At 70.5% G+C, this 21,023-nt stretch carries 19 protein-coding genes; 10 read left to right on the top strand and 9 right to left on the bottom strand.

The genetic code is table 11. The features are described 5' to 3' along the window. The first annotated feature begins 115 nt into the window (after positions 1–115). From WFQ05_RS05605 to WFQ05_RS05585, 5 genes are all read left to right on the top strand, one after another. Positions 116–898, top strand: a complete 783-nt coding sequence (locus tag WFQ05_RS05605; RefSeq protein ID WP_337053018.1) for an autoinducer binding domain-containing protein — start codon at positions 116–118, stop codon at positions 896–898. 183 nt (positions 899–1,081) lie between these two features. Then, on the top strand, positions 1,082–2,005 hold the full coding sequence (locus WFQ05_RS05600) for a proline iminopeptidase-family hydrolase (RefSeq protein ID WP_337053016.1): 924 nt from the start codon (positions 1,082–1,084) through the stop codon (positions 2,003–2,005). After that, positions 2,002–2,856, top strand: a complete 855-nt coding sequence (locus WFQ05_RS05595; RefSeq protein ID WP_337053015.1) for a nitrilase-related carbon-nitrogen hydrolase — start codon at positions 2,002–2,004, stop codon at positions 2,854–2,856. Before WFQ05_RS05600 ends, WFQ05_RS05595 begins: the two co-directional genes overlap by 4 nt. A 79-nt stretch (positions 2,857–2,935) precedes the next feature. Beyond that, positions 2,936–5,155, top strand: a complete 2,220-nt coding sequence (locus WFQ05_RS05590; RefSeq protein ID WP_337053014.1) for a TonB-dependent receptor — start codon at positions 2,936–2,938, stop codon at positions 5,153–5,155. Between the two features lie 76 nt (positions 5,156–5,231). Further along, positions 5,232–6,470, top strand: a complete 1,239-nt coding sequence (locus WFQ05_RS05585) for an MFS transporter (protein WP_337053013.1) — start codon at positions 5,232–5,234, stop codon at positions 6,468–6,470. 30 nt (positions 6,471–6,500) lie between these two features. Here the strand turns inward: WFQ05_RS05585 and WFQ05_RS05580 are convergent, their stop codons facing one another. Then, positions 6,501–7,925 (bottom strand): amino acid permease, encoded by a 1,425-nt coding sequence (locus tag WFQ05_RS05580; protein ID WP_337053012.1) that lies wholly within the window; start codon positions 7,923–7,925, stop codon positions 6,501–6,503. A 124-nt stretch (positions 7,926–8,049) separates the two neighbouring features. Between WFQ05_RS05580 and WFQ05_RS05575 the strand changes: the two genes are divergently transcribed. Together WFQ05_RS05575 and WFQ05_RS05570 are read left to right on the top strand one after the other, a co-directional pair. Next, positions 8,050–8,862, top strand: coding sequence for an NYN domain-containing protein (locus tag WFQ05_RS05575; protein ID WP_130530109.1), 813 nt, complete (start codon positions 8,050–8,052; stop codon positions 8,860–8,862). 75 nt (positions 8,863–8,937) lie between these two features. Continuing rightward, complete coding sequence (locus WFQ05_RS05570) at positions 8,938–9,261, top strand: thioredoxin family protein (RefSeq protein ID WP_130514667.1); 324 nt, start codon at positions 8,938–8,940, stop codon at positions 9,259–9,261. Positions 9,262–9,586: 325 nt separating this feature from the next. On the opposite strand, the gene stpA is transcribed toward WFQ05_RS05570, so the two are convergent. Both stpA and WFQ05_RS05560 read right to left on the bottom strand, forming a co-directional pair. Next, a complete protein-coding gene (stpA, locus tag WFQ05_RS05565) occupies positions 9,587–10,852 on the bottom strand; it encodes a glucosylglycerol 3-phosphatase (protein ID WP_337053011.1) in 1,266 nt (421 codons plus the stop codon). A 112-nt stretch (positions 10,853–10,964) separates the two neighbouring features. Continuing rightward, the gene (locus WFQ05_RS05560; protein ID WP_306994272.1) at positions 10,965–11,351 is read right to left on the bottom strand and encodes a helix-turn-helix domain-containing protein; all 387 of its coding nucleotides are present in this window, start codon (positions 11,349–11,351) and stop codon (positions 10,965–10,967) included. Between the two features lie 163 nt (positions 11,352–11,514). Between WFQ05_RS05560 and WFQ05_RS05555 the strand changes: the two genes are divergently transcribed. Next, positions 11,515–12,129 carry an NAD(P)-dependent oxidoreductase gene (locus tag WFQ05_RS05555; RefSeq protein WP_337053010.1) on the top strand — a complete coding sequence of 205 codons (615 nt, stop codon included), beginning with the start codon at positions 11,515–11,517 and terminating at the stop codon, positions 12,127–12,129. 94 nt (positions 12,130–12,223) lie between these two features. Here the strand turns inward: WFQ05_RS05555 and WFQ05_RS05550 are convergent, their stop codons facing one another. From WFQ05_RS05550 to WFQ05_RS05540, 3 genes are all read right to left on the bottom strand, one after another. Next, positions 12,224–12,811, bottom strand: a complete 588-nt coding sequence (locus WFQ05_RS05550) for a TetR/AcrR family transcriptional regulator (protein ID WP_337053008.1) — start codon at positions 12,809–12,811, stop codon at positions 12,224–12,226. 75 nt (positions 12,812–12,886) lie between these two features. Further along, on the bottom strand, positions 12,887–15,019 hold the full coding sequence (gene dinG / locus WFQ05_RS05545; protein ID WP_337053007.1) for an ATP-dependent DNA helicase DinG: 2,133 nt from the start codon (positions 15,017–15,019) through the stop codon (positions 12,887–12,889). A 205-nt stretch (positions 15,020–15,224) separates the two neighbouring features. Continuing rightward, a complete protein-coding gene (locus WFQ05_RS05540) occupies positions 15,225–16,040 on the bottom strand; it encodes a class III extradiol ring-cleavage dioxygenase (protein WP_337053005.1) in 816 nt (271 codons plus the stop codon). A gap of 102 nt (positions 16,041–16,142) precedes the next feature. Here WFQ05_RS05540 and WFQ05_RS05535 point away from each other — a divergent pair, with 102 nt between their 5' ends. Beyond that, the gene (locus tag WFQ05_RS05535) at positions 16,143–17,087 is read left to right on the top strand and encodes a LysR family transcriptional regulator (RefSeq protein WP_130523974.1); all 945 of its coding nucleotides are present in this window, start codon (positions 16,143–16,145) and stop codon (positions 17,085–17,087) included. Continuing rightward, positions 17,084–18,463, top strand: coding sequence for an FAD/NAD(P)-binding protein (locus WFQ05_RS05530; protein WP_337053004.1), 1,380 nt, complete (start codon positions 17,084–17,086; stop codon positions 18,461–18,463). The genes WFQ05_RS05535 and WFQ05_RS05530 overlap by 4 nt, the downstream gene beginning before the upstream one ends. 100 nt (positions 18,464–18,563) lie before the next feature. Here WFQ05_RS05530 and cls read toward each other — a convergent pair whose 3' ends face one another. From cls to rpmB, 3 genes are all read right to left on the bottom strand, one after another. Beyond that, positions 18,564–19,985, bottom strand: a complete 1,422-nt coding sequence (gene cls, locus WFQ05_RS05525) for a cardiolipin synthase (protein ID WP_130514676.1) — start codon at positions 19,983–19,985, stop codon at positions 18,564–18,566. A 429-nt stretch (positions 19,986–20,414) separates the two neighbouring features. Further along, positions 20,415–20,582, bottom strand: a complete 168-nt coding sequence (gene rpmG / locus WFQ05_RS05520) for a 50S ribosomal protein L33 (RefSeq protein ID WP_122231031.1) — start codon at positions 20,580–20,582, stop codon at positions 20,415–20,417. Between the two features lie 9 nt (positions 20,583–20,591). Further along, entirely contained in the window at positions 20,592–20,828 is a 237-nt protein-coding gene (rpmB, locus tag WFQ05_RS05515) for a 50S ribosomal protein L28 (protein WP_014159265.1), read from the bottom strand. Positions 20,829–21,023 lie beyond the last annotated feature (195 nt).

Raw genomic sequence — 21,023 nt, 5'->3', positions numbered from 1 at the left:
CCCGCAAGCGACCCTGGGGAGGGGCGCTACACGCCCGGACAGGACGACCGGGTTCGCCATTGCCGCTTCCTGGCCTGCAGCGGGCCGGGGCGAGATGCTTGGGGACATCCGGCTCATGCACGCCATCGACAATTCGTGGGAACTGCCCGACATGGTGCCCGCGGCGACCAGCGTCCAGGATTGCCTGCGCAATGCGCTGCAGATCGCGCGTCGCTTCGGCTTCGACGCGCTCATCTACGACTTCGCCCCGGTGCCGACCACGCCCGAAGGCGTGCTGATGACGCCCAGCGTGATCGAGCCCTGCAACGTGCCCTCGGACATGCGCGACCTGTGGGTGCGCCAGGGCCTCTACCAGAAGGATCCGGTGCAGGCGCTGGCGCTGCGCGGGTCCTGCCCGTTCTTCTGGTCGTATCACCGCAAGGAGGCCTCGGCGCTGCAGCCGCATCTGGACGAGGACAGCCACGCGGTGGCCGAAGTGCTGCACGACTGGCGCTACACGCGCGGGGTCACCGTGCCGCTGCACATGCCCGGCAACCGCTTCGCCACCATGACCGCGCTGTGGCACGACGCGTGTTTCGCCGAGGCGCGCCAGGCGCTGGACCTGCACGTGCTGCGCCTGGCCTATCTGGCGCATGCGACCAACGATCGGCTGGCGCAGCTGTTCGGCCGCGAGGAGCTCACCCCGGTCGGCATCGGCCTGAGCGTGCGCGAGCAGGAGTGCATCGTGCTCTCGGCCCAGGGCCTGTCCTCCAAGCAGATCGCCTGGAAGCTCAAGCGCTCCGAGTCGACCGTGGTGCTGCATCTGCAGAGCGCCGCGCGCAAGCTGGGCGGGCGCAACCGGGCGCAGGCCATCGCCCGTGCCGCGCATTTCGGCTATCTGCGCGAGCCGCTGGATTGATGTGCGGATTCTCAAAGAGCGGGCCGTCGCCGCGGCGGTGAGGCCGGCGGGCTCTGGCGGGTTGCGGATCCATGCTAGCGACCGGCCCGCGCAATAAAACTGCAATTTCTTACAGTTGTCGCAAGCCCGCCGGATCGCGAGTCTTGGTTGCGAAGGGGACTGTCCCCGCAACCGGAACGATCGATGCACCAGCGCAGTGTCCCCCGCGAAAGCCATGTCTCTTTCAGGGGGCATGCCACGTGGTATCGGGTGGTCGGCGACCTGCGCTCCGGCCTGGTCCCGCTGGTGCTGCTGCACGGCGGGCCGGGCTGCACGCACGACTATCTGGAGGCCTTCGCCGACCTGGCCCAGGGCGGCCGGCCGGTGGTGTTCTACGACCAGCTGGGCAATGGGCGCTCCACGCACCTGCGTAAGGCGCCGGATGCCTTCTGGACGGTGCAGCTGTTCCTGGACGAGCTGGACGCGCTGCTCGAACACCTGGGCATCGCCCAGCGCTACGACCTGCTGGGCCAGTCCTGGGGCGGCATGCTGGCGGCCGAGCACGCGGTGCGCCGGCCGGCCGGACTCAACGCCCTGGTCATCGCCTCCTCGCCCTCGTCGTTTCCGCTGTGGGTGCGCGAGGCGCAACGGCTGCGCAAGGCCTTGCCGCAGGACGTGCGCGAGGCGCTGGAGCGCCACGAGGCCACCGGCGACTACCAGCATCCGGACTACCAGGCCGCCACCCAGGTCTTCTACCAGCGCCACGTCTGTCGCCTGGACCCGTGGCCGGCGGAAGTGCAGCGCACCTTCGCCGCGATGGCCGACGATCCCACCGTCTACTTCAGCATGAACGGGCCGACCGAGTTCCACGTCATCGGCAGCCTGCGCGACTGGGACATCGGCGCGCGCCTGGACCAGGTGCAGGCGCCGACGCTGGTCATCTCCGGCGCCCACGACGAGGCCACGCCGGCCTGCGTGGCCGCCTATGTCGAGCGCATCCCCGACGCGCGCTGGGTGTGCATGCCGGCGTCCTCGCACATGTGTCATGTCGAGGAGCGCGAGGCGACGATGCGGCATGTCGATGCCTTCCTGGCCGCGCACGACCGCGTCGGTGGAGGCGCGGCATGAGCGCGCCGGTGCAGGTGGCCGCCGTGCAGCTGTGCAGCGGCGCGGACGTGGCCGCCAACAACGCCGCCATCGCCACGGCGGTGCGCGCGGCGGCGCATGCCGGTGCGCAGCTGGTATGCCTGCCGGAAGCGGCCAACCTGCTGCTGCGCGACAACCGCGATTATCCGGGCACCTGCCTGCCCGAGGCGCAGGACACCACGCTGGCCCTGTGCACCGACCTGGCGCGCGAGCTCGGCATCTGGCTGCACACCGGCTCGCTGCTGCTGCGCACCGAGGACGGCACGCGCATCTGGAACCGCAGCCATGTGATCGACCCGCGCGGCGAGGTGGTGGCGCGCTACGACAAGCTGCACACCTTCGACGTGCGCCTGGGCGGCGCCGGCGACTTCCAGGAATCTGCCAGCGTGCGCCCCGGCCAGGGTGCGCCGACGGTGGTGGAGATCGTGCCGCTGGGCCTGCGCCTGGGGCTGTCGATCTGCTACGACCTGCGCTTCGGCTATCTCTACGAGGCCCTGGCCCAGGCCGGCGCCGATGTCCTGCTGATCCCGGCCTCGTTCTCGGTGGTCACCGGCCCGCTGCACTGGGAGGTCCTGCTGCGCGCCCGCGCGATCGAGACCTGCAGCTACGTGGTCGCGCCGGCCCAGTGCGGCCAGCGCGATGGCGTTTACACCTACGGCCACAGCCGCATCGTCGCGCCTTTCGGGCAGGTCATCGCGGCCGCCGGCGATGACCCCACCGTGCTTGGCGCGCGCCTGGATCCGGCCGAGGTCATCGACGCGCGCCAGCGCCTGCCCACCCTGTCCCAACGGCGGCAGCTGCCGCCGACGCACTGCATCCGCATCGGCGACTGACCCGCTCAGCGCGCCCGCGCCTCCCGCCGTTCCACTGCTCGCCAGCCCTCCCTGTCAGCCTTCTCAGGAACACCTCCCCATGACCCGCTCCGCCTTCCCCGTCGTGTCTCATGCCCCTGCGCGGCGCGCCCTCGCGCGGCCCCGCCTGCTGTGTTGTGTCATCGCCGCCGTGCTGCTGGGCGCGGCCGGCCCGCTTGCCGCGCAGAGCGCCACGCCCGCCGACGGCGGCGAGGACAACGTCAAGGAACTGGGCAAGATCATCACCAAGGGCACCCGCCAGATCAAGGACGTGACCGGCGGAGCGCTGGGCGTGGTGTCCAAGCTCAACACGCCGTTCTCCATCTCGGCCGTGTCCTCCGAGGCCCTGCAGGACAAGCAGCCGGCCTCGCTGTACGACGCCTTCGGCGGCGACGCCAGCGTGACCCGCCAGGCCGGCAGCGCCTACACCGGCTGGTCGTCCTTCATCTCGGTGCGCGGCATCGCGATCTCCTCCACCGACGGCAGCCAGAAGCTCAACGGCGTGCCGGTCACCACCTGGGGCCTGAGCCTGCCGATCGAGGTCATGGACCAGATCCAGCTGATGAAGGGCGCCTCGGGCTTCATGTACGGCTTCACCTCGCCGGGCGGCGCGGTCAACTACGTGACCAAGAAGCCGGTCGAGGGCAGCCTGCTCAGCGCCGATGTGGGCTGGACCTCGAACAACATCCTCAAGGAGCACGTGGACATCGGCCGCGGCGCCTCGGACGGCAGCGGCCTGGGCTTCCGCCTCAACGCGGTCAACGAGGACGGCACCACGCCGACCGGCACCGACGTCAAGCGGCGCGCGCTGTCGCTGGCCACTACGGCCAACCTCACCGATGCGCTGACCTGGTCGTTCGACTCGATCTACGTCAAGTCGCGCTTCGGCAAGCCGGCGCCGATGGTCTTCCTGACCTCCTACAACCAGGAGCGGCTGCCCTCGCCCGAAGGTGTGGTGCGCAATCCGCAGGCCGACCAGGCCTACGATAACCCGCGCTTCCTCTACGTGGGCACGGGGTTGAACTGGAAGTTCGCGCAGGACTGGGCCGCCGACCTGCGCCTGACCCACAGCCGCACCGACCAGGTGTTCTCCAAGGACTATCTGAGCCTGATCAACGCCGCCGGCCGCTATCAGGACCGGACCTTCGAGGGGCTGCAGATCTACAACAACGACGCGGTGCAGCTGCTGCTGACCGGCACGGTGGACGTGTTCGGCCTGGAGAACCGGCTGGTGCTGGGCGGCACCACGATCAAGCAGCGCGAGACGCGCGGCCTGTCGCACCAGCTGCCGGGCTATCGCAACTACGGCTATCGCAACCTGTATGTCGATCAGGACTTCAACTACACGCCGATCGACGTGGACGGCCAGGCGCGCTTCCCCAACAACTGGAACCGGCAGCAGGCGCTGTTCGTCAGCGACACCGTGCAGCTGACGCCGCACTGGCTGGCCATCGCCGGCGTGCGCTTCACCCATTACAGCCAGCAGCAGAGCCGCTACACCTTCGCCTCGCCCACCAGCTACACCAAGTCCAGCCTCGAGGTGACCACCGACGAGACCACCCCGACGCTGGCGCTGATGTACAAGCCGCGCGAGCAGACCACGGTGTATGCCAGCTATTCGGAGGCCCTGGAGCCGGGCAGCGCGGTCGGCGCGCAGTACGTCAACTACGGCGAGCTGAAGGAGCCGGGCACCAGCAAGCAATGGGAGCTGGGCTTCAAGAACGACGGCAGCCTGGTGCGCACCGCGCTGGCCGCCTTCCGCGTGGACCGCGCCACCGGCTACGGCAACGAGCGCAACGTCTGGGTGCAGAGCGGCATCAGCCGCTATCAGGGCCTGGATGGCCAGCTGGACCTGAAGCTCAGCGACGATCTGGTCGTCGGCGGTTCGGCCGTGTGGCTGGACAAGGCCGACTACCTCAACGCCTCCTTCCCCTGGCTGCTCAACAAGCGTGTGCCCGGTGCGTATCGCACCAGCGCCTCGCTGCACGCCGACTACACGGTGCCGACGGTGGAAGGGCTCTCGTTCTCGGCCCAGGCCCGCTACACCGGCAAGACCGTGGCCTACCAGAACACCGCCCTGAAGCTCACCGTCAGCACGCCCAGCTACACGCTCTACGACCTGACGGCCAAGTACCAGCAGCTGGTCGGCAGCCACGCGGTGACCTACCGTGCGGGCGTGAGCAACCTGTTCGACAAGACCTACTGGATCGGCGGCTCGGCCACGTACATCTTCCTCGGCGATCCGCGCACGTTCTTCGCCAATGTGACCTTCGACTTCTGATCCAGCGCCATGGCCTGGCATTGGTCCGTCGGTCCGATGCCAGGTCCGGTTCCCCCCACCAGAGGATGCAATGAGCATGGGTGAGCAGAGCGCGCGTACCACCGGCGCAGGGATCCGGCCCTGGGTGCCGTTCTTCTTCGCGCTGGCGCCGATCAATCTGATCCTGTCGGTGGATCGCAACGCCTTCGTCATGGTGGCGCCGGTGATCCAGCGCGAGTTCGGTTTCGGACTGGCGCAGATGTCCTACATCCTGGCGGCCATCTCCTGGACCTACGCGCTGTTCCAGCTGCCCTCGGGCTGGCTGATCCAGCGCTATGGCTTCCGCAGGCTGCTGGCGATCGCGTTGTTCGGCTGGTCGCTGGCCATCGGGCTGATGCCGCTGGCGGCCGGCTTCTGGACCATGCTGCTGCTGCGCCTGCTGTTGGGCGCGGCGCAGGCGCCGGACTGGCCCAGTTCGGTGGCCGCGATCGCGCGCTGGTTTCCCGCCGAGCGGCGCTCGCGCTTCACCTCCATCGCGCTGTCGGGTCAGTACCTGGGGCCGGTGGTGGGCTCGATCCTCACCGGCGCGCTGGCCTATCGCTACGGATGGCGGGTGTGTTTCTACGCCTATGCGCTGATCGGCGTCGGTCTGTGCGGGGTGTGGTGCCTGCTCACCCGCGGCCAGCCCGGTGGGCCGGTCGCGGCGGCCGAAGGCCAGACGCACATCTGGCCCGAGCTGCGCCAGATGCTGGCCTCGCGCACCACCTGGCTCCTGTCCTCGTTCTACTTCTGCCTGATCAGCGTGCAGGCCTTCTTCCTCAGCTGGCTGCCGCTGTACCTCACCGGCGAACGCGGCGTCACGCTTACCGCCTCGGGCTGGTACAACGCCATGCCGTGGCTGGCGCTGTATGCCAGCGTGACCGCCTACGGCTTCTTCGCCGATCACCTGCTCAAGCGCGGTGGCTCGCTCAAGCAGGCGCGCCTGCCGGCCGGCGTGCTCGGCCTGTGCATGGGCGGCGGCGCGCTGGCGCTGGTGCCGTTCATCAGCAACCTGCACCTGGTGGTGGTCACGCTGTGCCTGTCGCTGTGCGGCGTGGGCCTGGTGCAGGGCGTGCTGTGGTCGTCCGTTCAGGACTTCGGCGGGCGCCGCACGCCGCTGCTGGCGGCCTGGACCGCGTTCTGGGGCAACGTGAGCGCGGGCATCTTCCCGGTGGTGATGGCGCAGCTGGTGGCGCACACCGGCAACTGGACCTACGCGCTGTGCGTGCCGCTGGTGTTCTGCGTCATCGGCATCGTGCTGATCTGCCTGCTGCGCTTCCCCGCCCAGCGGACCTAGTCCGCACAGGGCAGGGAAGCGCCCGCGCCTTCAGCGCGGGGCGTCGGCCTTGCCCAGCTCGGCCTTGCGCCGCCCGTAGGCCAGGTAGGCGACCAGGCCGATCAGGTTCCACACCAGGAAGTAGAGCTGGGTGCGGCTGGGCAGGCTGAAGAACAGATACAGGCAGCCGGCGATGGCGACCGGCCCGACGACCCAGGCCAGCGGCGTGCGGAAGCTGCGTGCGCGGCCCGGCTCGCGCTTGCGCAGCACCAGCAGGCAGGCGGCCACGGCGGTGAAGGCGGCCAGGGTGCCGGCATTGGCCAGCGCGGCGATCTCGTCCAGCCGCGCTACCCCGGCCAGCGCCGCGACCAGGATCGCGGTGAACAGCGTGGTCGCCACCGGCGTGCCGGTGCGCGCGTTGACCTTGGACAGCCCGCGCGGCAGCAGGCCGTCGCGCGACATCACGAAGAAGATCCGGCTCTGCCCGTACAGGAAGGCCAGCAGCACCGTCGGCAGCGCGATCACCGCGGCGATGCCGATCACCGCCGCGGCCGTGCCGTGGCCCAGCTCGCGCAGGATCAGCGCCAGCGGCTCGGCGCTCTTGCCGAACACGGTGAAGTGCATCGCGCCCACCGCCGCCAGCGCCACCAGCACGTAGATCAGCGTGCAGCCGATCATCGAGCCGACGATGCCGATGGACAGGTCGCGGCCGGGGTTCTTGGTTTCCTCCGCCGCGGTGGAGATCGCATCGAAGCCGTAGAAGGCGAAGAAGATGATCGCCGCCGCGGCCATCACCCCATGCTCGACGCCATCGGCGCCCAGCGACTTGGAGAAGCCATAGGGCATGAACGGGGTGAGGTGCGCGCTGTCGAAGGCCGGCAGCGCCAGCGCTACGAACACCGCCAGCGCGATCAGCTTGACCACCACCAGCACCGCATTGAGCGTGGCGCTCTCCTTGGTGCCGGCCATCAGCAGCCCGGCCACGGCGAAGGTGATCAGCACCGCCGGCAGGTTGAGCACGCCGCCGGCGTGCGGCCCGGCGACGAGCGCATGCGGCAACGAGACGCCCAGCCATTGCAGGAAGCCGACGAAGTACCCCGACCATCCCACCGCCACGGTGCTCACCACCAGCGAGTACTCCAGGATCAGGCTCCAGCCCACCACCCAGGCGATGAGCTCGCCCAGCGCCGCGTAGCTGTAGGTGTAGGCGCTGCCGGCCGCGGGCATCATCGTGGACATCTCGGCGTAGGCCAGCGCCGCGCAGGCGCAGACGATGCCGGCGGCCAGGAACGAGATCAGCACCGCGGGCCCGGCCAGGTTGGCGCCCACGCCGATCAGCGTGTAGATGCCGGTGCCGACGATGGCGCCGATGCCCAGCGCCACCAGATGCGGCCAGGACAGCGTGGGCACCAGGCGGCGCCCGGCTTCGTGGACGGTGATCTGGTCGAGCGGTTTGCGACGCAGCCAAGCGGACATGCGGTAAGCCTTGGAATCCGGACGGGTGCGCAAGTGTGGCCGAAGCACGGCGCCCATTGCACGCTGCGGCGACGCGGCGCTTCGTGGGTGGCGCGTAGGATGTCGGCTTTACGAAGGAGCCCGCATGAAACCCAAATCGCCGCTCAAGGCCGCCAGCGAGGACGATCAGCAGCGCCTGGCCGTGCTGATCGATGCCGACAACGCCCAGCCGGCGGTGATCGAAGGCCTGCTGGCCGAGGTCGCCAAGTACGGCGTGGCCAGCGTCAAGCGCATCTATGGCGACTTCACCAGCTCGCGTATGACCCAGTGGAAGGCCGCGCTGCTCAAGCACTCCATCGCGCCGGTGCAGCAGTTCGCCTACACCAGCGGCAAGAACGCCACCGACAGCTCGATGATCATCGACGCGATGGACCTGCTCTACACGCACCGCTTCGACGGCTTCTGCCTGGTCTCCAGCGACAGCGACTTCACCCGCCTGGCCCAGCGCCTGCGCGAGGAAGGCCTGGTGGTCTACGGCTTCGGCGAGCGCAAGACGCCCGATGCCTTCGTCCAGGCCTGCGACAAGTTCATCTACAACGATGTGCTGCGCGCCGAGCCCGCCAGTGCCGCGCCGGAGACGGCCAAGCCCGCGCCGGCCAAGCGCGCGAGCAAGCAGGCCGCGAGCGCCGCGGCGAGCGAGCCGGTGCAGGCCAAGGGCAATACGCCGCCGCTGTCGCTGCTGCGCCAGGCCATTGAGGAGGCTTCCGACGAGGAAGGCTGGGCCTCGCTGGGCGCGGTGGGCACCTATCTCAACAAGATCCGCCCCGACTTCGATCCGCGCCTGTACGGCCATCGCAAGCTCAGCGACCTGTTCCGCAGCCAGTCGCGCCACTTCGCCGTGCAGGAGCGCGCCGCCGGCGGCAACGGTGGGCAGCTGGTCTACGTCCGGGCGCTGTAGCCGGCCCTGTGCTGGCCGGCGTCAGGTGCGCTGCGGTAGGGTGCGCTGCATCCACGCCTTGGGAGGGGCACCACGATGGCCTACACCGGACAATTCACCAGCCCCGAGCCGGCGCGCACGCAGATCGACGCGATGCCCGGCCTGACCGCCCTCGAGTTCGGCACCGCCTGGTGCCCGCACTGCATCGAGGCGCAGGCGCACTTCAAGCGCGCCTTCGACGCGCGCGGCGACATCGCCCACATGAAGATCGAAGACGGCCGCGGCCGCCCGCTGGGCCGCTCGTTCCGGGTCAAGCTGTGGCCGACCGTGGTGCTGCTGCGCGACGGCGAAGAGATCGCGCGCATGATCCGCCCCCGCACCGCCGAAGACGTCCAGCGCGCCCTGGCCCTGCTCGACTGAGCCACACGGCATACGCACCGCAAGCGCACAAGCGTTTGGCCCCCTCCCTTTCGCGCAGCGAAGGGGAGGGCCGGGGAGGGGTGAGCTGTTGCGGTTGCCTTTGCCGTTGCTACTGGCATGGAGCAACAGCAAAAGCTTAAGAGCAACCCCCTCCCAACCTCCCCCTTGCGCTGCGCGCAAAGGGGAGGGGCAAAAGCAGCGCGCTTGGAAGACATGCCGCGCGACCAGCCGACGGCTTCCTGCTTCCAGGTCCATCTCAATGCCAATGCCGGCGCCGCTGTGAGTCCAAGTGCCAGCCCCGGCAATTCCAGCTGCGTCGCACGCGCTACGCAGCGCGCCGCTGCGCCAGCGCGCAGAAGAACCTCACGTACTGCGCATGGCCACCAGGGAACACCACATCCAGTCGCAGCGAATCGTCCGCATCGGTGATGCCGAGCGCCGCGGTGCGCGGATCGAAGCCCGCATCGCCCGCGCCCGCCGACAGGCGCGCCGCATCCAACCCGGCCCGTCGTACTTCTCCGGCGCTGCTGTCCACGAACAGCACGCGATTGTCGGTGCCGAAGGCCTCGCCCAGACGCTGCACCAGGCTCAGGAAGCCGCGATCGCTGCCGCCGCGCAGCTGCGCGCCGTCGTGCGCCACGCTGGTGACGGTGTCGCCCACGCCGACCAGGCGCGGCATGTCGGCCGGCGCGATCTGCGCCTGTGCCAATGCCACCTGGGCCTCGATGGTGCGTGGGGCCTGCCGCGCATTGAAATCCGCGCCCAGCGGCCAGCGGCCGGTGCGCGCGTGCACATGGTGATTGAGCAGCACCAGCACACCGGCCTCCTTGACCGCGCCCTCGAGCATGAACTGGAAGTCGGTGGTGCCCGCATCGCCCTCCGCGGCCGGCTTGAGGCGCTCGGCACCGGCGTCGTCACGCCCCAGATTGGGCGCGTAGTGGACGAAGAACGCGCCGTCCAACCCCTCCGCCCGCGCCTCGCGCAGCAGCGCCTGCATGAAGTCCGCCGCCTGCCGCTGCAGCTGCGCGTACAGCGCCGGCTGTTCGGCCAAAGCATGGTGCAGGGCGTTGAGGTTGAGCGTGGGCGAGGCCGGGTTGTCCAGCACGCAGGTGGCCGCCAGCGTGGCCACGCGATGCGGTTCGAGGTGGTAGGGCGCGCCGAGCAGCAGCGTGGAGAGCCAGCGCGTCATGCGCGTGGGCACGCCCTGCAGGAAGGCCAGCTCCGCGTCGCTGACGCCCGGATGGCTGAGCGTGCCGAAGCGGTCCTGCAGCTGCACGCCGCCGGCCGCCAGGCCGGGCAGGTAGGCGCCGTGCGCGGCGGCGTGGCCGGGCGCGCCGAACACGCGATCGACGATGGCGTTCACCCCGCGCGCGCCGATGTGCTCGCCATTGGTCAGCACGGCGAACGCATCGCCCAGCCGGGCCGCCGCCTCGAGGTATTCACGCTCCAGCGTGCGCGTCAGCGGGTCGTGCACCAGCCCCATGCACACCCCGTCCAGATCCTGGATCAGCAGCAGGTCGGGCGTGGCCGCGAGCGAATCGAGCAGGGCGGCGTGGTCCTGCGAGAAGCCGTGGTTCACAGCAGAGGTCATGCGCACAGGGTAGCGTCCTGACGCGCATCGGTTCGTGACCGCACCGCGCCAGCGACACGACAAAGCTCCCCGCGACCCGGTGACGGCGCCGCCTGTCGCGGCGGTCGCGACTTCAGCGTCCGGCGTCGTGCGCGGGCGTGGCCTGATAGCGGCGGCGCGCGCTGCGGATCGCGTCGTGGTGCGTCTCCGCCCAGGCCACCAGCGCCTCGATATGCGGCACGAAGCTGCGGCCCAGCGGCGTCAGCGCGTACTCCACCGCCGGCGGCTTGCTGGGGAACACCGTGCGCGTGACCAGCCCGTCTTCCTCGAGCCCGCGCAGGGTCTTGGCCAGCATCCGCTTGGACACATCGTCGATGGCCCGCTGCAGCGCGGCGAAGCGCAGCGGCGCGTCCTTCAGCGCCTGCAGCACCAGCGTGCTCCAGCGATCGCCCAGTCGGTCGAGCACATCGCGCACGGGGCAGTGGGCGGCGTAGGGGGCGGTGGAGCGGTGGAGGGTCATTGGATTGATCGGGATTGGGGATTCGGGATTGGGGATGTTGGGGACCTGGGTGACGGGGTTACCTGGGGGTTACCTGGACACGTGGGGTTCCCTTCTTGGCAGACGCGGGCGTGACGCCCATGATGGCATGGTTCCTTTTCGTAACCAGCTAGGAGTCGCTCCAATGGCATCCATCGCTCTGCTCGGCGGGACCGGCAACGTCGGTCGTCGTCTTCTGGCCGAGGCCCTGCGCCGCGGCCACACCGTCACCGTCATCGCGCGCAAGCCGGTCGACGCTCTGCCCGAGGGCGTGGCCTTCGTCCAGGGCGACATCACCGCCGACCCGGCGGGGCTGGGCGCCAAGCTGACCGGCCACGATGTCTTCATCAGCGCCGCCAGGTTCGCCGAGGTCACGCCCGAGCACGTGTTGACCGCGGTGCGCGCGGCCAAGATCCCGCGCCTGGCCGTGGTCGGCGGCGCCGGTTCGCTGGAGGTCGCCCCGGGCGTGCGCCTGGTCGATACGCCGGAGTTCCCGGCCGCGTACAAGTCCGAAGCGCTGCCCGGCGCGACCTTCCTGGATGAGCTGCGCGGGGTGAAGGACATCACCTGGACCTTCCTGTCGCCGGCGGCGTTCTTCGGCCCGGGCGAGCGCACCGGCCAGTTCCGCCTGGGCGGCGACGCCTTCCTCACCGATGCCAAGGGCGAGAGCCGCATCTCCTACGAGGACTACGCGGTGGCCCTGCTCGACGAGATCGAATCCCCCAAGCACAGCGGCCAGCGTTTCAGCGTTCTGTACTGAGCTGACCATCGAACATTGCGCGAAAAGCACCCCCTCCCAGCCTCCCCCTTGCGCTGCGCGCAAAGGGGAGGGGCGAAAGCAGGCGCACGCGGCCCTAGCCGGCCGCGTCGGCCTCGCCCGCGACGGGCTGCACGATGTCCATCGCGAAGCCCCAGATGCGCTCGAACGGCGCCAGCGGCTGCATCATCGGCACCGCGCAGGCGCTGAACAGCTTGAGCAGCAGCAGCACGTCGGTGGCCACCAGGTCGGCCCGGCAGCGGCCGGCATCGACCGCGCGCTGCAGCGGCGGCTGGAAGATCGTCACCAGCCGCATCATCGCCACCTCGATCTCCGGCTGGTCGCGGCCCTGGGTCTGCCAGTAGTCCACCAGCGGCGCATGGGTCGCCACCCGGTCCAGCACGAAGCGCAGCAGCGGCACCAGCGCGTCGGCATCGTCCCCCAGGCGCTGGGCCTCGGCCTCGATCTGGTCCAGGCCGCGCTCCAGCAGCGCCAGCACCAGGGTGTGGCGGTCGGGGAAGTTGCGGAACAGCGTGGCCCGGCCGACGCCGGCGCGGCGCGACACCAGCTCCAGCGGCGCCTGCACGCCGTGTTCGGTGAACACCTCCTCGGCCGCCTGCAGCAGCAGGGTGCGGTTCTGCTCGGCGTCGGCGCGGCGTTTGGGGGCGGGGGCGATGGCGCTCATCTTCAAGAAGCGTCGGCGATGTGACCGTAGGCACAATACCGGCAAACGGCGACAACCGCTGCGTCCGCGGAGCGGTCAGCCGATCACGCGTGCGAACGGCGGCAGGGCGTCGATGATCTGACGCCCGTAGCGGCGACTGAGCAGGCGCGAGTCGAGGATGATCACCCGGCCGGTGTCGGTCGAGGTCCGGATCAGGCGGCCGGCGAACTGGGTCAGCGTGCGCAGCGCGTGCGGGATGGCGATCAGGTTGAAGGCGTTGTGCCCGCGGCTCTCCAGCCACTCGCTCAGGGTCGCCGTCTGCGGGTCGGTGGGCACGGCGAACGGCACCTGGGTGATCACCACCGTGGTGCAGGCCTCGCCGGGCAGGTCCAGGCCTTCGCCGAAGGAGTTGAGGCCGAACAGCACCGATCCTTCCCCGGCCGCGATGCGGCGCAGGTGCTCGCCGATGATCTGCGACTTGTTGCCCTCGCCCTGCACCAGTACGCGGTTGCGCTGGGTCACCGGCAGCAGGTCGGCGACCTTCTCCATCTTCCAGCGCGAGGTGAACAGCACCATCGAGCCCTTGCCCCAGTCCAGCTCGCGTACCAGATAGCGCGCGACCTCCTTGGGATGGCCCTCGCGGTCGTCGGGCGCGGCGGGGAACTTCGGCACCACCAGCTGCGCCTGGCGCGGCAGGTCGAACGGCGATTCCAGCGTCACGGTCTCGGCATGCTCGGGCAGGCCGGTGTCGATGGCCAGCGCGGTGAAGCCGTTGCCGCCGGTCAGCGTGGCCGAGGTCATCAGCACCGAATCGACCTCCTTCCACAGCAGCTGGCGCAGCACCTGCGCGGCCGAGACCGGCGAGCAGTGCAGCACCAGGTCGCCATCGCGGTCGCGGGTGATCCAGCGCGCCATCGGCGGTGCGCCGTCCGGGTCCTCGCGGCGCCAGCCGGCCCACAGGTCGTACTGCGCCTGGACCAGCTCCAGGGCCATGCCGAGGTTGCGCTGCACGCGCTCCTTGGTGGCGTCGTCCTGCTTGGCCTTGCCCACCAGCGGCGCGGCGGCGCTGACCCAGTTCAACAGGCTGCGCGTGTCGTCGGCCAGGGCCTCGATCGGCACCGACCAGTCGGCCGGCAGCCGGCCGTTGGGCGCGCGCCACTGCGGCTCGCGCTCGGACGGGTCGGGTGTCCACGCCGCCTCCAGCAGGCCGTGGAAGGCCTTGAGCTGGCGGCTGACGCTGACCGCCAGTTCGATCGCCTCGTTGGGATGCAGCTTGGCGATGGTTTCCTTGTCCACCAGCCGGTAGGTGGCCGCGATCAGCGTCTGCAGGCGGCTGGTGCGCCGGCCCATGTCGTCCAGCGGCAGGCGCGCGGCGCCCTGGTCGATGGCCACGCCGGCCACGTGGTGGCCTTCGTCCAGCACCAGCAGCATCTCGCCGGGCGCGGCGATCAGCGGCTGGCCGTTCTCGTTGTCGCCCAGCGCCAGGGTGGACAGCAGCAGCGCGTGGTTGGTGACCACGATCTGCGCCTCGCGCACGGCGGTGCGCGCCTTCAACACCGGGCACTGATTGGCGTAGGAACACTTGCGCCCGGCGCAGCCGGCGGCGTTGGTGGTGATGCGCCCGCGCAGGGCCGGGCCGACCGCCTCGGGCGCGGCGTCCAGGTCGCCGTTCCACTGGTTGTCGGTGAACAGCCTGGCCAGCCGGTTGGCCAGGGTCGCGTCGGCCGGGCTCAGCGGGCGGTCGTACAGCGCGCCTTCGTCGCCGAACATCGATTCCTGCGCCGGCGCGGTGCCCTGCAGCTCGGCCACGTTGCGCGTGCACAGGTAGCGGGTGCGGCCCTTGGCCAGGGCCACGCTGGCCTGGATGCCGGTGGCCTTGAGGAAGGCGGGCAGATCGCGTTCGACCAGCTGCGACTGCAGCGCGACCGTACCAGTGCTGATGACCAGCTTCTTCTTGGCCGCCAGCGCGATGGGCACGCCGGCGGTCAGATAGCCCAGCGACTTGCCGACGCCGGTCGGCGCCTCGACCACGCCGACGCCGCTGCTGCTGCCCAGCGCGCGCGAGGCCACGCCGATCATCTGGCTCTGCGCGCGGCGCGTGGTGAAGCCGGGCGTATTGGCGCGCAGCGCGGCGTAGGTGTCGCGGATGCGCGCTTTCAGGGCGTCATCGAGGCTGCGCTGCCCCTCGCCCGTGTCCTTGCCTGCCGCCGGGCGGGTGCCGTCACTCATGCGCGCTATTTTCGCATGGGGCGTCGCGGGGGACGCGATTGGGTTTGCGCTCGCGCTACGGACGGCTAGAAACCTTCTTTTCCGCGAAGGCGGGAACCCAGCGCCTCAAGCGCTATGCGCCAAAGTCCATGGGTTCCCGCCTTCGCGGGAACGACGATGGCGGGCGGGCGGCGGGGCTGGCGGGTCGCTGGGTCGCCGCGGCGCGCTACGCCGCCGCCTGCGCCGGTGCCGCGTCGTCGAAGCGGTAGATGTCCATCGCCAGGAAGCCCATGTCGATGCCCGCATCGATGCGCGTGGCGCGGAAGTGCTCGCCGGCCGCGCCCAGGGCCACGTAGATCGGCTGCCAGTGCTCGTCGGTGGGATGGGCCTGGGCGGCGTTGGGCGCGCGCCGGCGGTAGTCCAGCAGCGCCTGCACGTCGCCCTGGCGCAGCGTGGCCTCGACCCAGTCGATGTAGGGCTGCACATACGGCGCCTGCCGAGTGTGGTCGGCGCCGCGCCAGTCGTGCAGGTTGTGGGTGAGGCTGCCCGAGCCGATCACCAGCACGCCCTCATCGCGCAGCGGCGCCAGCGCGCGGCCCACCGCCAGCTGGTGCGCCGGCCCGGCCAGCGGCTGGATCGACAGCGGCACCACCGGCACGTCGGCGTCGGGATAGAGCAGGCGCAGCGGCACCCACATGCCGTGGTCCAGGCCGCGGTTCGGGTCGATGTGCGGCGCCAGGCCGGCCTGGTCGAGCAGCTGCGCCACGCGCCCGGCCACCTCCGGCGCGCCCGGCGCGGGGTACTGGATGTCGAACAGCGCCTGCGGGAAGCCGCCGAAGTCGTGGATCGTCTCCGGCCGCGCGCTGCCGCCCACCAGCGGCGAGCGCGCCAGCCAGTGCGCCGAGGCGATGACCACCGCGCGCGGGCGCGGCAGCGTGCGCGCCAGCTCGCCCAGGCGCACGCCGACCAGCTTGGGGTCCAGCGCGGTCATCGGCGAGCCGTGGGAGATGTACAGCGAGGGCAGGCGGGCGGCGGCGTTCATGGGCGAACCTGTCACGACAGGGAAGCAGGCCACCACCCTATTGTGGCAACGCTCGGGGATAAACTGTGCCCCGGGCCAGAATTTGTTACAGGGCGAGCAACAATGGACACCATCGATGCCATGCGCGTCTTCGCGACCGTGGTCGAACGCAGCGGCTTCTCCGCCGCAGCCGAGGCCCTGGACATGTCCACGCCCAGCGTCACCCGCCACGTGGCCTGGCTGGAGCAGCGCCTGGGCACGCGCCTGCTCAACCGCACCACCCGCCACGTCAGCCTGACCAGCGCCGGCGCGGCCTACCACGAGCGCTGCCTGAAGCTGCTGGCCGAGTTCGACGAGACCGAGGCCGCCGTCACCGCGCAGACCCTGGAGCCGGCCGGCCTGCTGCGCATCAACGCGCCGGTGAGCTTCGGCATCGCCCGCCTGGGCGAACTGGTGGCGCGTTTCGCCGAGCTGCATCCGCAGGTCACCGTGGACGTGGACCTGTCCGATCGCCTGGTCGACCTGGTCGAGGAGGGCTACGACCTGGCCATCCGCATCACCCGCCAGCCCACGCCCTCGCTGATCGCCCGGCCGCTGGCGCAGGCGCAGATGTTCCTGTGCGCCTCGCCCGCCTATCTGGCCCGGGTCGGCACGCCGCAGAGCGTGGCCGATCTGGAGCGCCTGGGCGTGCTCGGCTATCGCTACTCCTCCGGCGGCGACACCTGGACGCTGGAAGGGCCGGGGGGCGCGGAGACCCTGCGCGTGACCGAGCGCCTGCGCGCCAACAACGGCGACCTGCTGCGCGAGGCCGCCATCGCCGGCATGGGCATCACCCTGCAGCCGGACTTCATCGTCGGCCAGGCGCTGGAGGATGGCCGCCTGGCGCGGGTGCTGCCGGACTACGAGGTGCCGCCGCTGCGGATCTTCGCCGTCTACGCCAGCCGCAGCCACCTGGCGCCCAAGGTGCGCAGCTTCATCGACTTCCTGGTCGAGTTCTTCGCCACCGGCTGCCCGCAGCCGCTGGTCGAGACGGCGCCGCCCGAGGCGGCCAAGGCCAGGCGCCGATGAGCGCAACCCCGTTCGATGTCGCCATCGTCGGCGGCGGCGCCGCCGGCACGCTGGTGGCGATCCAGCTGCTGCGCCAGGCCACCACGGCGCTGCGCATCGCGGTGCTCGAGCCGCGCGCCGTGCTGGGCTGCGGCGCCGCGCACGCGACCGAGCGCCCGGAGCATCTGCTCAACGTGCGCGCCGGCGGCATGAGCGCCTTCGACGCGGCGCCCGGCGACTTCGTCGATTGGCTGCAGGACGCCGAGCCCGACACGCCGCGCGCGCAAATCGCCGAGGCCTTCGTGCCGCGGCAGCGCTTCGCTGACTACCTGGCCGCGCGCCTGGCCCAGGCGCATGCGGGCAGTCCGGCCACGCTGCAGCACCTCCCGGCCCGCGCGCTGAGCCTGAAACGCGAGGCCGAGGGCTTCCTGCTGCAGCTCGATGGCGCCGGCCCGGTGCGCGCGCGGGCGGTGGTGCTGGCCACCGGCAACGCGCCGCGTCCGCTGCCGGCGCGCGGCGCGCGCTCGCTGCCGCCGGCGCGCCGGATCGAGGCCTGGGACAACGCGGCGCTGGACGGCATCGAGGCCGATGCCGCGGTATGCATCGTCGGCTCTGGCCTGAGCATGGTCGATGCGGCGCTGGCGCTGCTGGCGGCCGGGCATCGCGGTCCGCTGCATGTGCTGTCCCGCCATGGGCTGATGCCGCTGCCGCATGTCGACGGCGCGCCGGCGCAGGCCGTCGATGTGGAGGCCCTGCTCGCGCTGCCGCTGCGCGCGCGCCTGCGCGCCGTGCGCCGCGAGGTCGCCCGCGCCCAGGCGCAGGGCGTGCCGTGGCAGGCGGTGATGGATGCCCTGCGCCCGCACGTGCAGCGGCTGTGGACTTCGCTGTCCGCCGCCGACCAGCGCCGCTTCCTGCGCCACGTCGTGCGCCTGTGGGACGTGCACCGCCACCGTATCGCCGCTCCGGTGCACGCGCAGCTGCAACAGGCGCTCGCCCGCGGCCAGCTGCGGCGCCATCGCGCGCGGCTGGACACGGCCATGGCCGGCGCGCGCTGCGTGCAGCTGCACGGCCACGGCCCGCACGGCGAGATCCTCGCCCTGGAAGTGGCCCACGTGATCAACGCCACCGGTGTGGAGCTGCGCGTGCAAGCCATGCGCAATCCGCTGCTGGCCGAGCTGATCGGCAGCGGCCTGGCCGCGCCCGGTCCGCACGGCATCGGCCTGGACACCTGTCCCAACGGCCGCCTGCGCGATGCCGAGGGCCAGCCCGTGCCCGGGCTGCTGGCCATTGGCAGTCTGCGCATCGGCGCGCTGTGGGAATCGCTGGCGATCCCGGAGCTGCGCGGGCAGGCCGAGGTCGTGGCGCGCGAGGCGCTGGCGGTGTCCGGGCCGCGCTGAAGCGCGGCGCGTCTCGCGCCAATCCGGCGGTCGTCGCGCGTTTCCGCGCATGCGGCGTCGTCGTCGCGCGCAACGCGCTTCGCCGCCGCCACGCGCGGCTTCAGATGAACGAGTCGGCCAGACGCGCGATGCCCTCGCGGCTGCGCTTCCACGCCGGGCGCCTGTTCCAGCGCTCCAGCGTCAGCTGCTCGGCCTGGGCCAGGTAGCCGGCCTCGATCCTGCGCATGCTGGCGACCACGTCGGCGTCGTAGCAGAGCATGCCGACCTCGGCGTTGAGCGCGAACGAGCGGATGTCCAGGTTCATCGAGCCGACCAGCGCGATCGAGTCGTCCACGCTCATGTGCTTGGCATGCAGGAAGTGCGGCCGGTAGTGCGCGATCTTCACCCCCGAGGCCAGCAGCTCGCCGTAGTAGGACTCCTGCGCCCAGGCGGTCAGAGTCTGGTTGTTGCTGGCCGACAGGATCAGCTGGGTGTCCACGCCGGACAGCGCGGCGATGCGCAGCGCACTCAGCGTGGCGTCGTCGGGCACGAAGTACGGGGTGACCATCACCAGCTTCTGCTGGGCCAGGTGGATCAGTGCGCACACCATGTCGCGCGCATTGGAGAACGGATAGGCCGGCCCCGAAGGCAGCAGCTGCGCGGCCACGTTGGCGTCGCGCACCGGGGTGGTGGCGATCACCTCCAGGCGCTGCCCGGTTTCCAGGTACCAGTCGCTGGCGAACACCGCCTCCAGATGCGACACCGCCGGGCCCTCCACGCGCGCGACCAGTTCGCGGTTGGGATAGCCGCGCACGAAGGCGCCGGCATCGGCCAGGTTCTGCGAGCCGACATAGGCGGCGCGGTTGTCGATCACGGCGATCTTGCGGTGGTTGCGCAGGTCGATGCGCCCGCTGCGGCGCCAGCGCAGGCCGCCGGGCAGCAGCTCCTGCACCTGCACGCCGCCGGCGCGCAGGCGCGCGGTGTAGGCGCGCAGGCCGCGCTTGGCGCCGACCGCATCCAGCATCAGCCGGCACTGCACGCCGCGTGCGGCCGCCTGAAGCAGCGCCTCGCACACCAGATCGCCGACCTGGTCGTCGAACATCAGGTAATAGAGCAGGTGCACCCGATCGCGCGCGCCGGCGATGTCCTCCAGCAGCGCGCGCAGCGAGCCCTCGTAGTCGTCCAGCAGCGTTACCGCATTGCCATGGGTGGGCATGAAATCGCCCAGCCGTTCCACCAGCGGCACCATCTCGGTGTCGGCGCCGTCGCCGGTCGGATGCCAGCGCAGCTGGACCAGGGGCTTCTGCTCGTCGCGGATCATCTGCGAGGCCTCGGCCTGACGGCGGATGCGCTCGCGCGAGAGCCAGGGATGGCCGAACAGCAGATACAGCGGCAGGCCCAGCAGCGGCACGAAGCCCACCAGCAGCAGCCAGCTGCGCGCCGCGGCCGGCGTGGTGCGCGAGGGAATCCACGCCAGCGCCGCCAGCCGGATCACCCAGTCCAGGAACAGCAGCCAGCCGCCGATGGCAGAGGTCTCGGTCATCCAGTCACCGCGGATCGGGTCATCGCCCGATTCTGCCGATCCGCGCGCCGCGCCGATAGCCGGTGCGGCCCTGCCCATCCAGATCCGGTCGACGCTGTCATCCCGAAGCCCCTGCTGTTGTGGGAGCCGCCACGGCGGCTTCCCCCTGTAGAGCGGAGCTTGCTCCGCTTGGGGCCTTCCCCACAAACCGAACGAAAGGCAGCGGAGTCCCCAAGAGGGGATTGCCACAAGCTCCGCTCTACAGGCAGGCGGCTGCGAGATTTGAGGAGACAATTGCTCCCACCGAGCAACGCGCATCGAGCTCGGTGCCCCACCATCCGCCCACGAAAAAGCCCGCCTTGCGGCGGGCTTTTTCTGGAGGCGCTGGATCCCCGCTTTCGCGGGGATGACCTCACGGCAAAGGCGGGCGCTTGCGCCCGCGCCGTGAGGTCACTTGATCTTGCCTTCCTTGTAGACCACGTGCTTGCGCACCACCGGGTCGTACTTGCTCATTTCCATCTTGCCCGGGGTGTTCTTCTTGTTCTTGTCGGTCGTGTAGAAGTGACCGGTGCCTGCCGAAGAAATCAGGCGGATCTTGTCGCGCTTGCCTGCCATGATTGATCTCCTTTAGATCTTTTCGCCGCGCGCACGCAGCTCAGCCAGAACGGAGTCGATGCCGTTCTTGTCGATGGTGCGCAGGGAGTGCGCGGAAACCTTCAGCTTGACCCAGCGGTTCTCGCTGGCGACCCAGAAGCGGCGCTCGTGCAGGTTGGGCAGGAAACGGCGGCGGGTCTTGTTGTTGGCGTGCGAGACGTTGTTACCCGTCATCACTCGCTTGCCGGACACTTGGCATACGCGGGACATCTGTGCACCTCGATGTAATTTTGATCGCCCATAGCCTGGGAGATGGCGGCCCCGGCCCATGCCGCCGATGCGGTCAGGCCATGCGATACGGGATGGGTCCGCTGCCAGGCGGGCAAGGAATCGCGCTTCCTGACCCTGATCCGGCCGAAAGCCAGACGCAGCGAGCCGCGCATTATGCGCAGCTTTCCCAGTCCA

It is taken from the genome of Pseudoxanthomonas sp. USHLN014, assembly GCF_037153335.1.
GTDB classification, from domain to species: Bacteria; Pseudomonadota; Gammaproteobacteria; order Xanthomonadales; family Xanthomonadaceae; genus Pseudoxanthomonas_A; species Pseudoxanthomonas_A winnipegensis.
The sequence above is the reverse complement of the archived record's forward strand: the minus strand, read 5'-3'. Positions and strand labels throughout refer to the sequence as shown.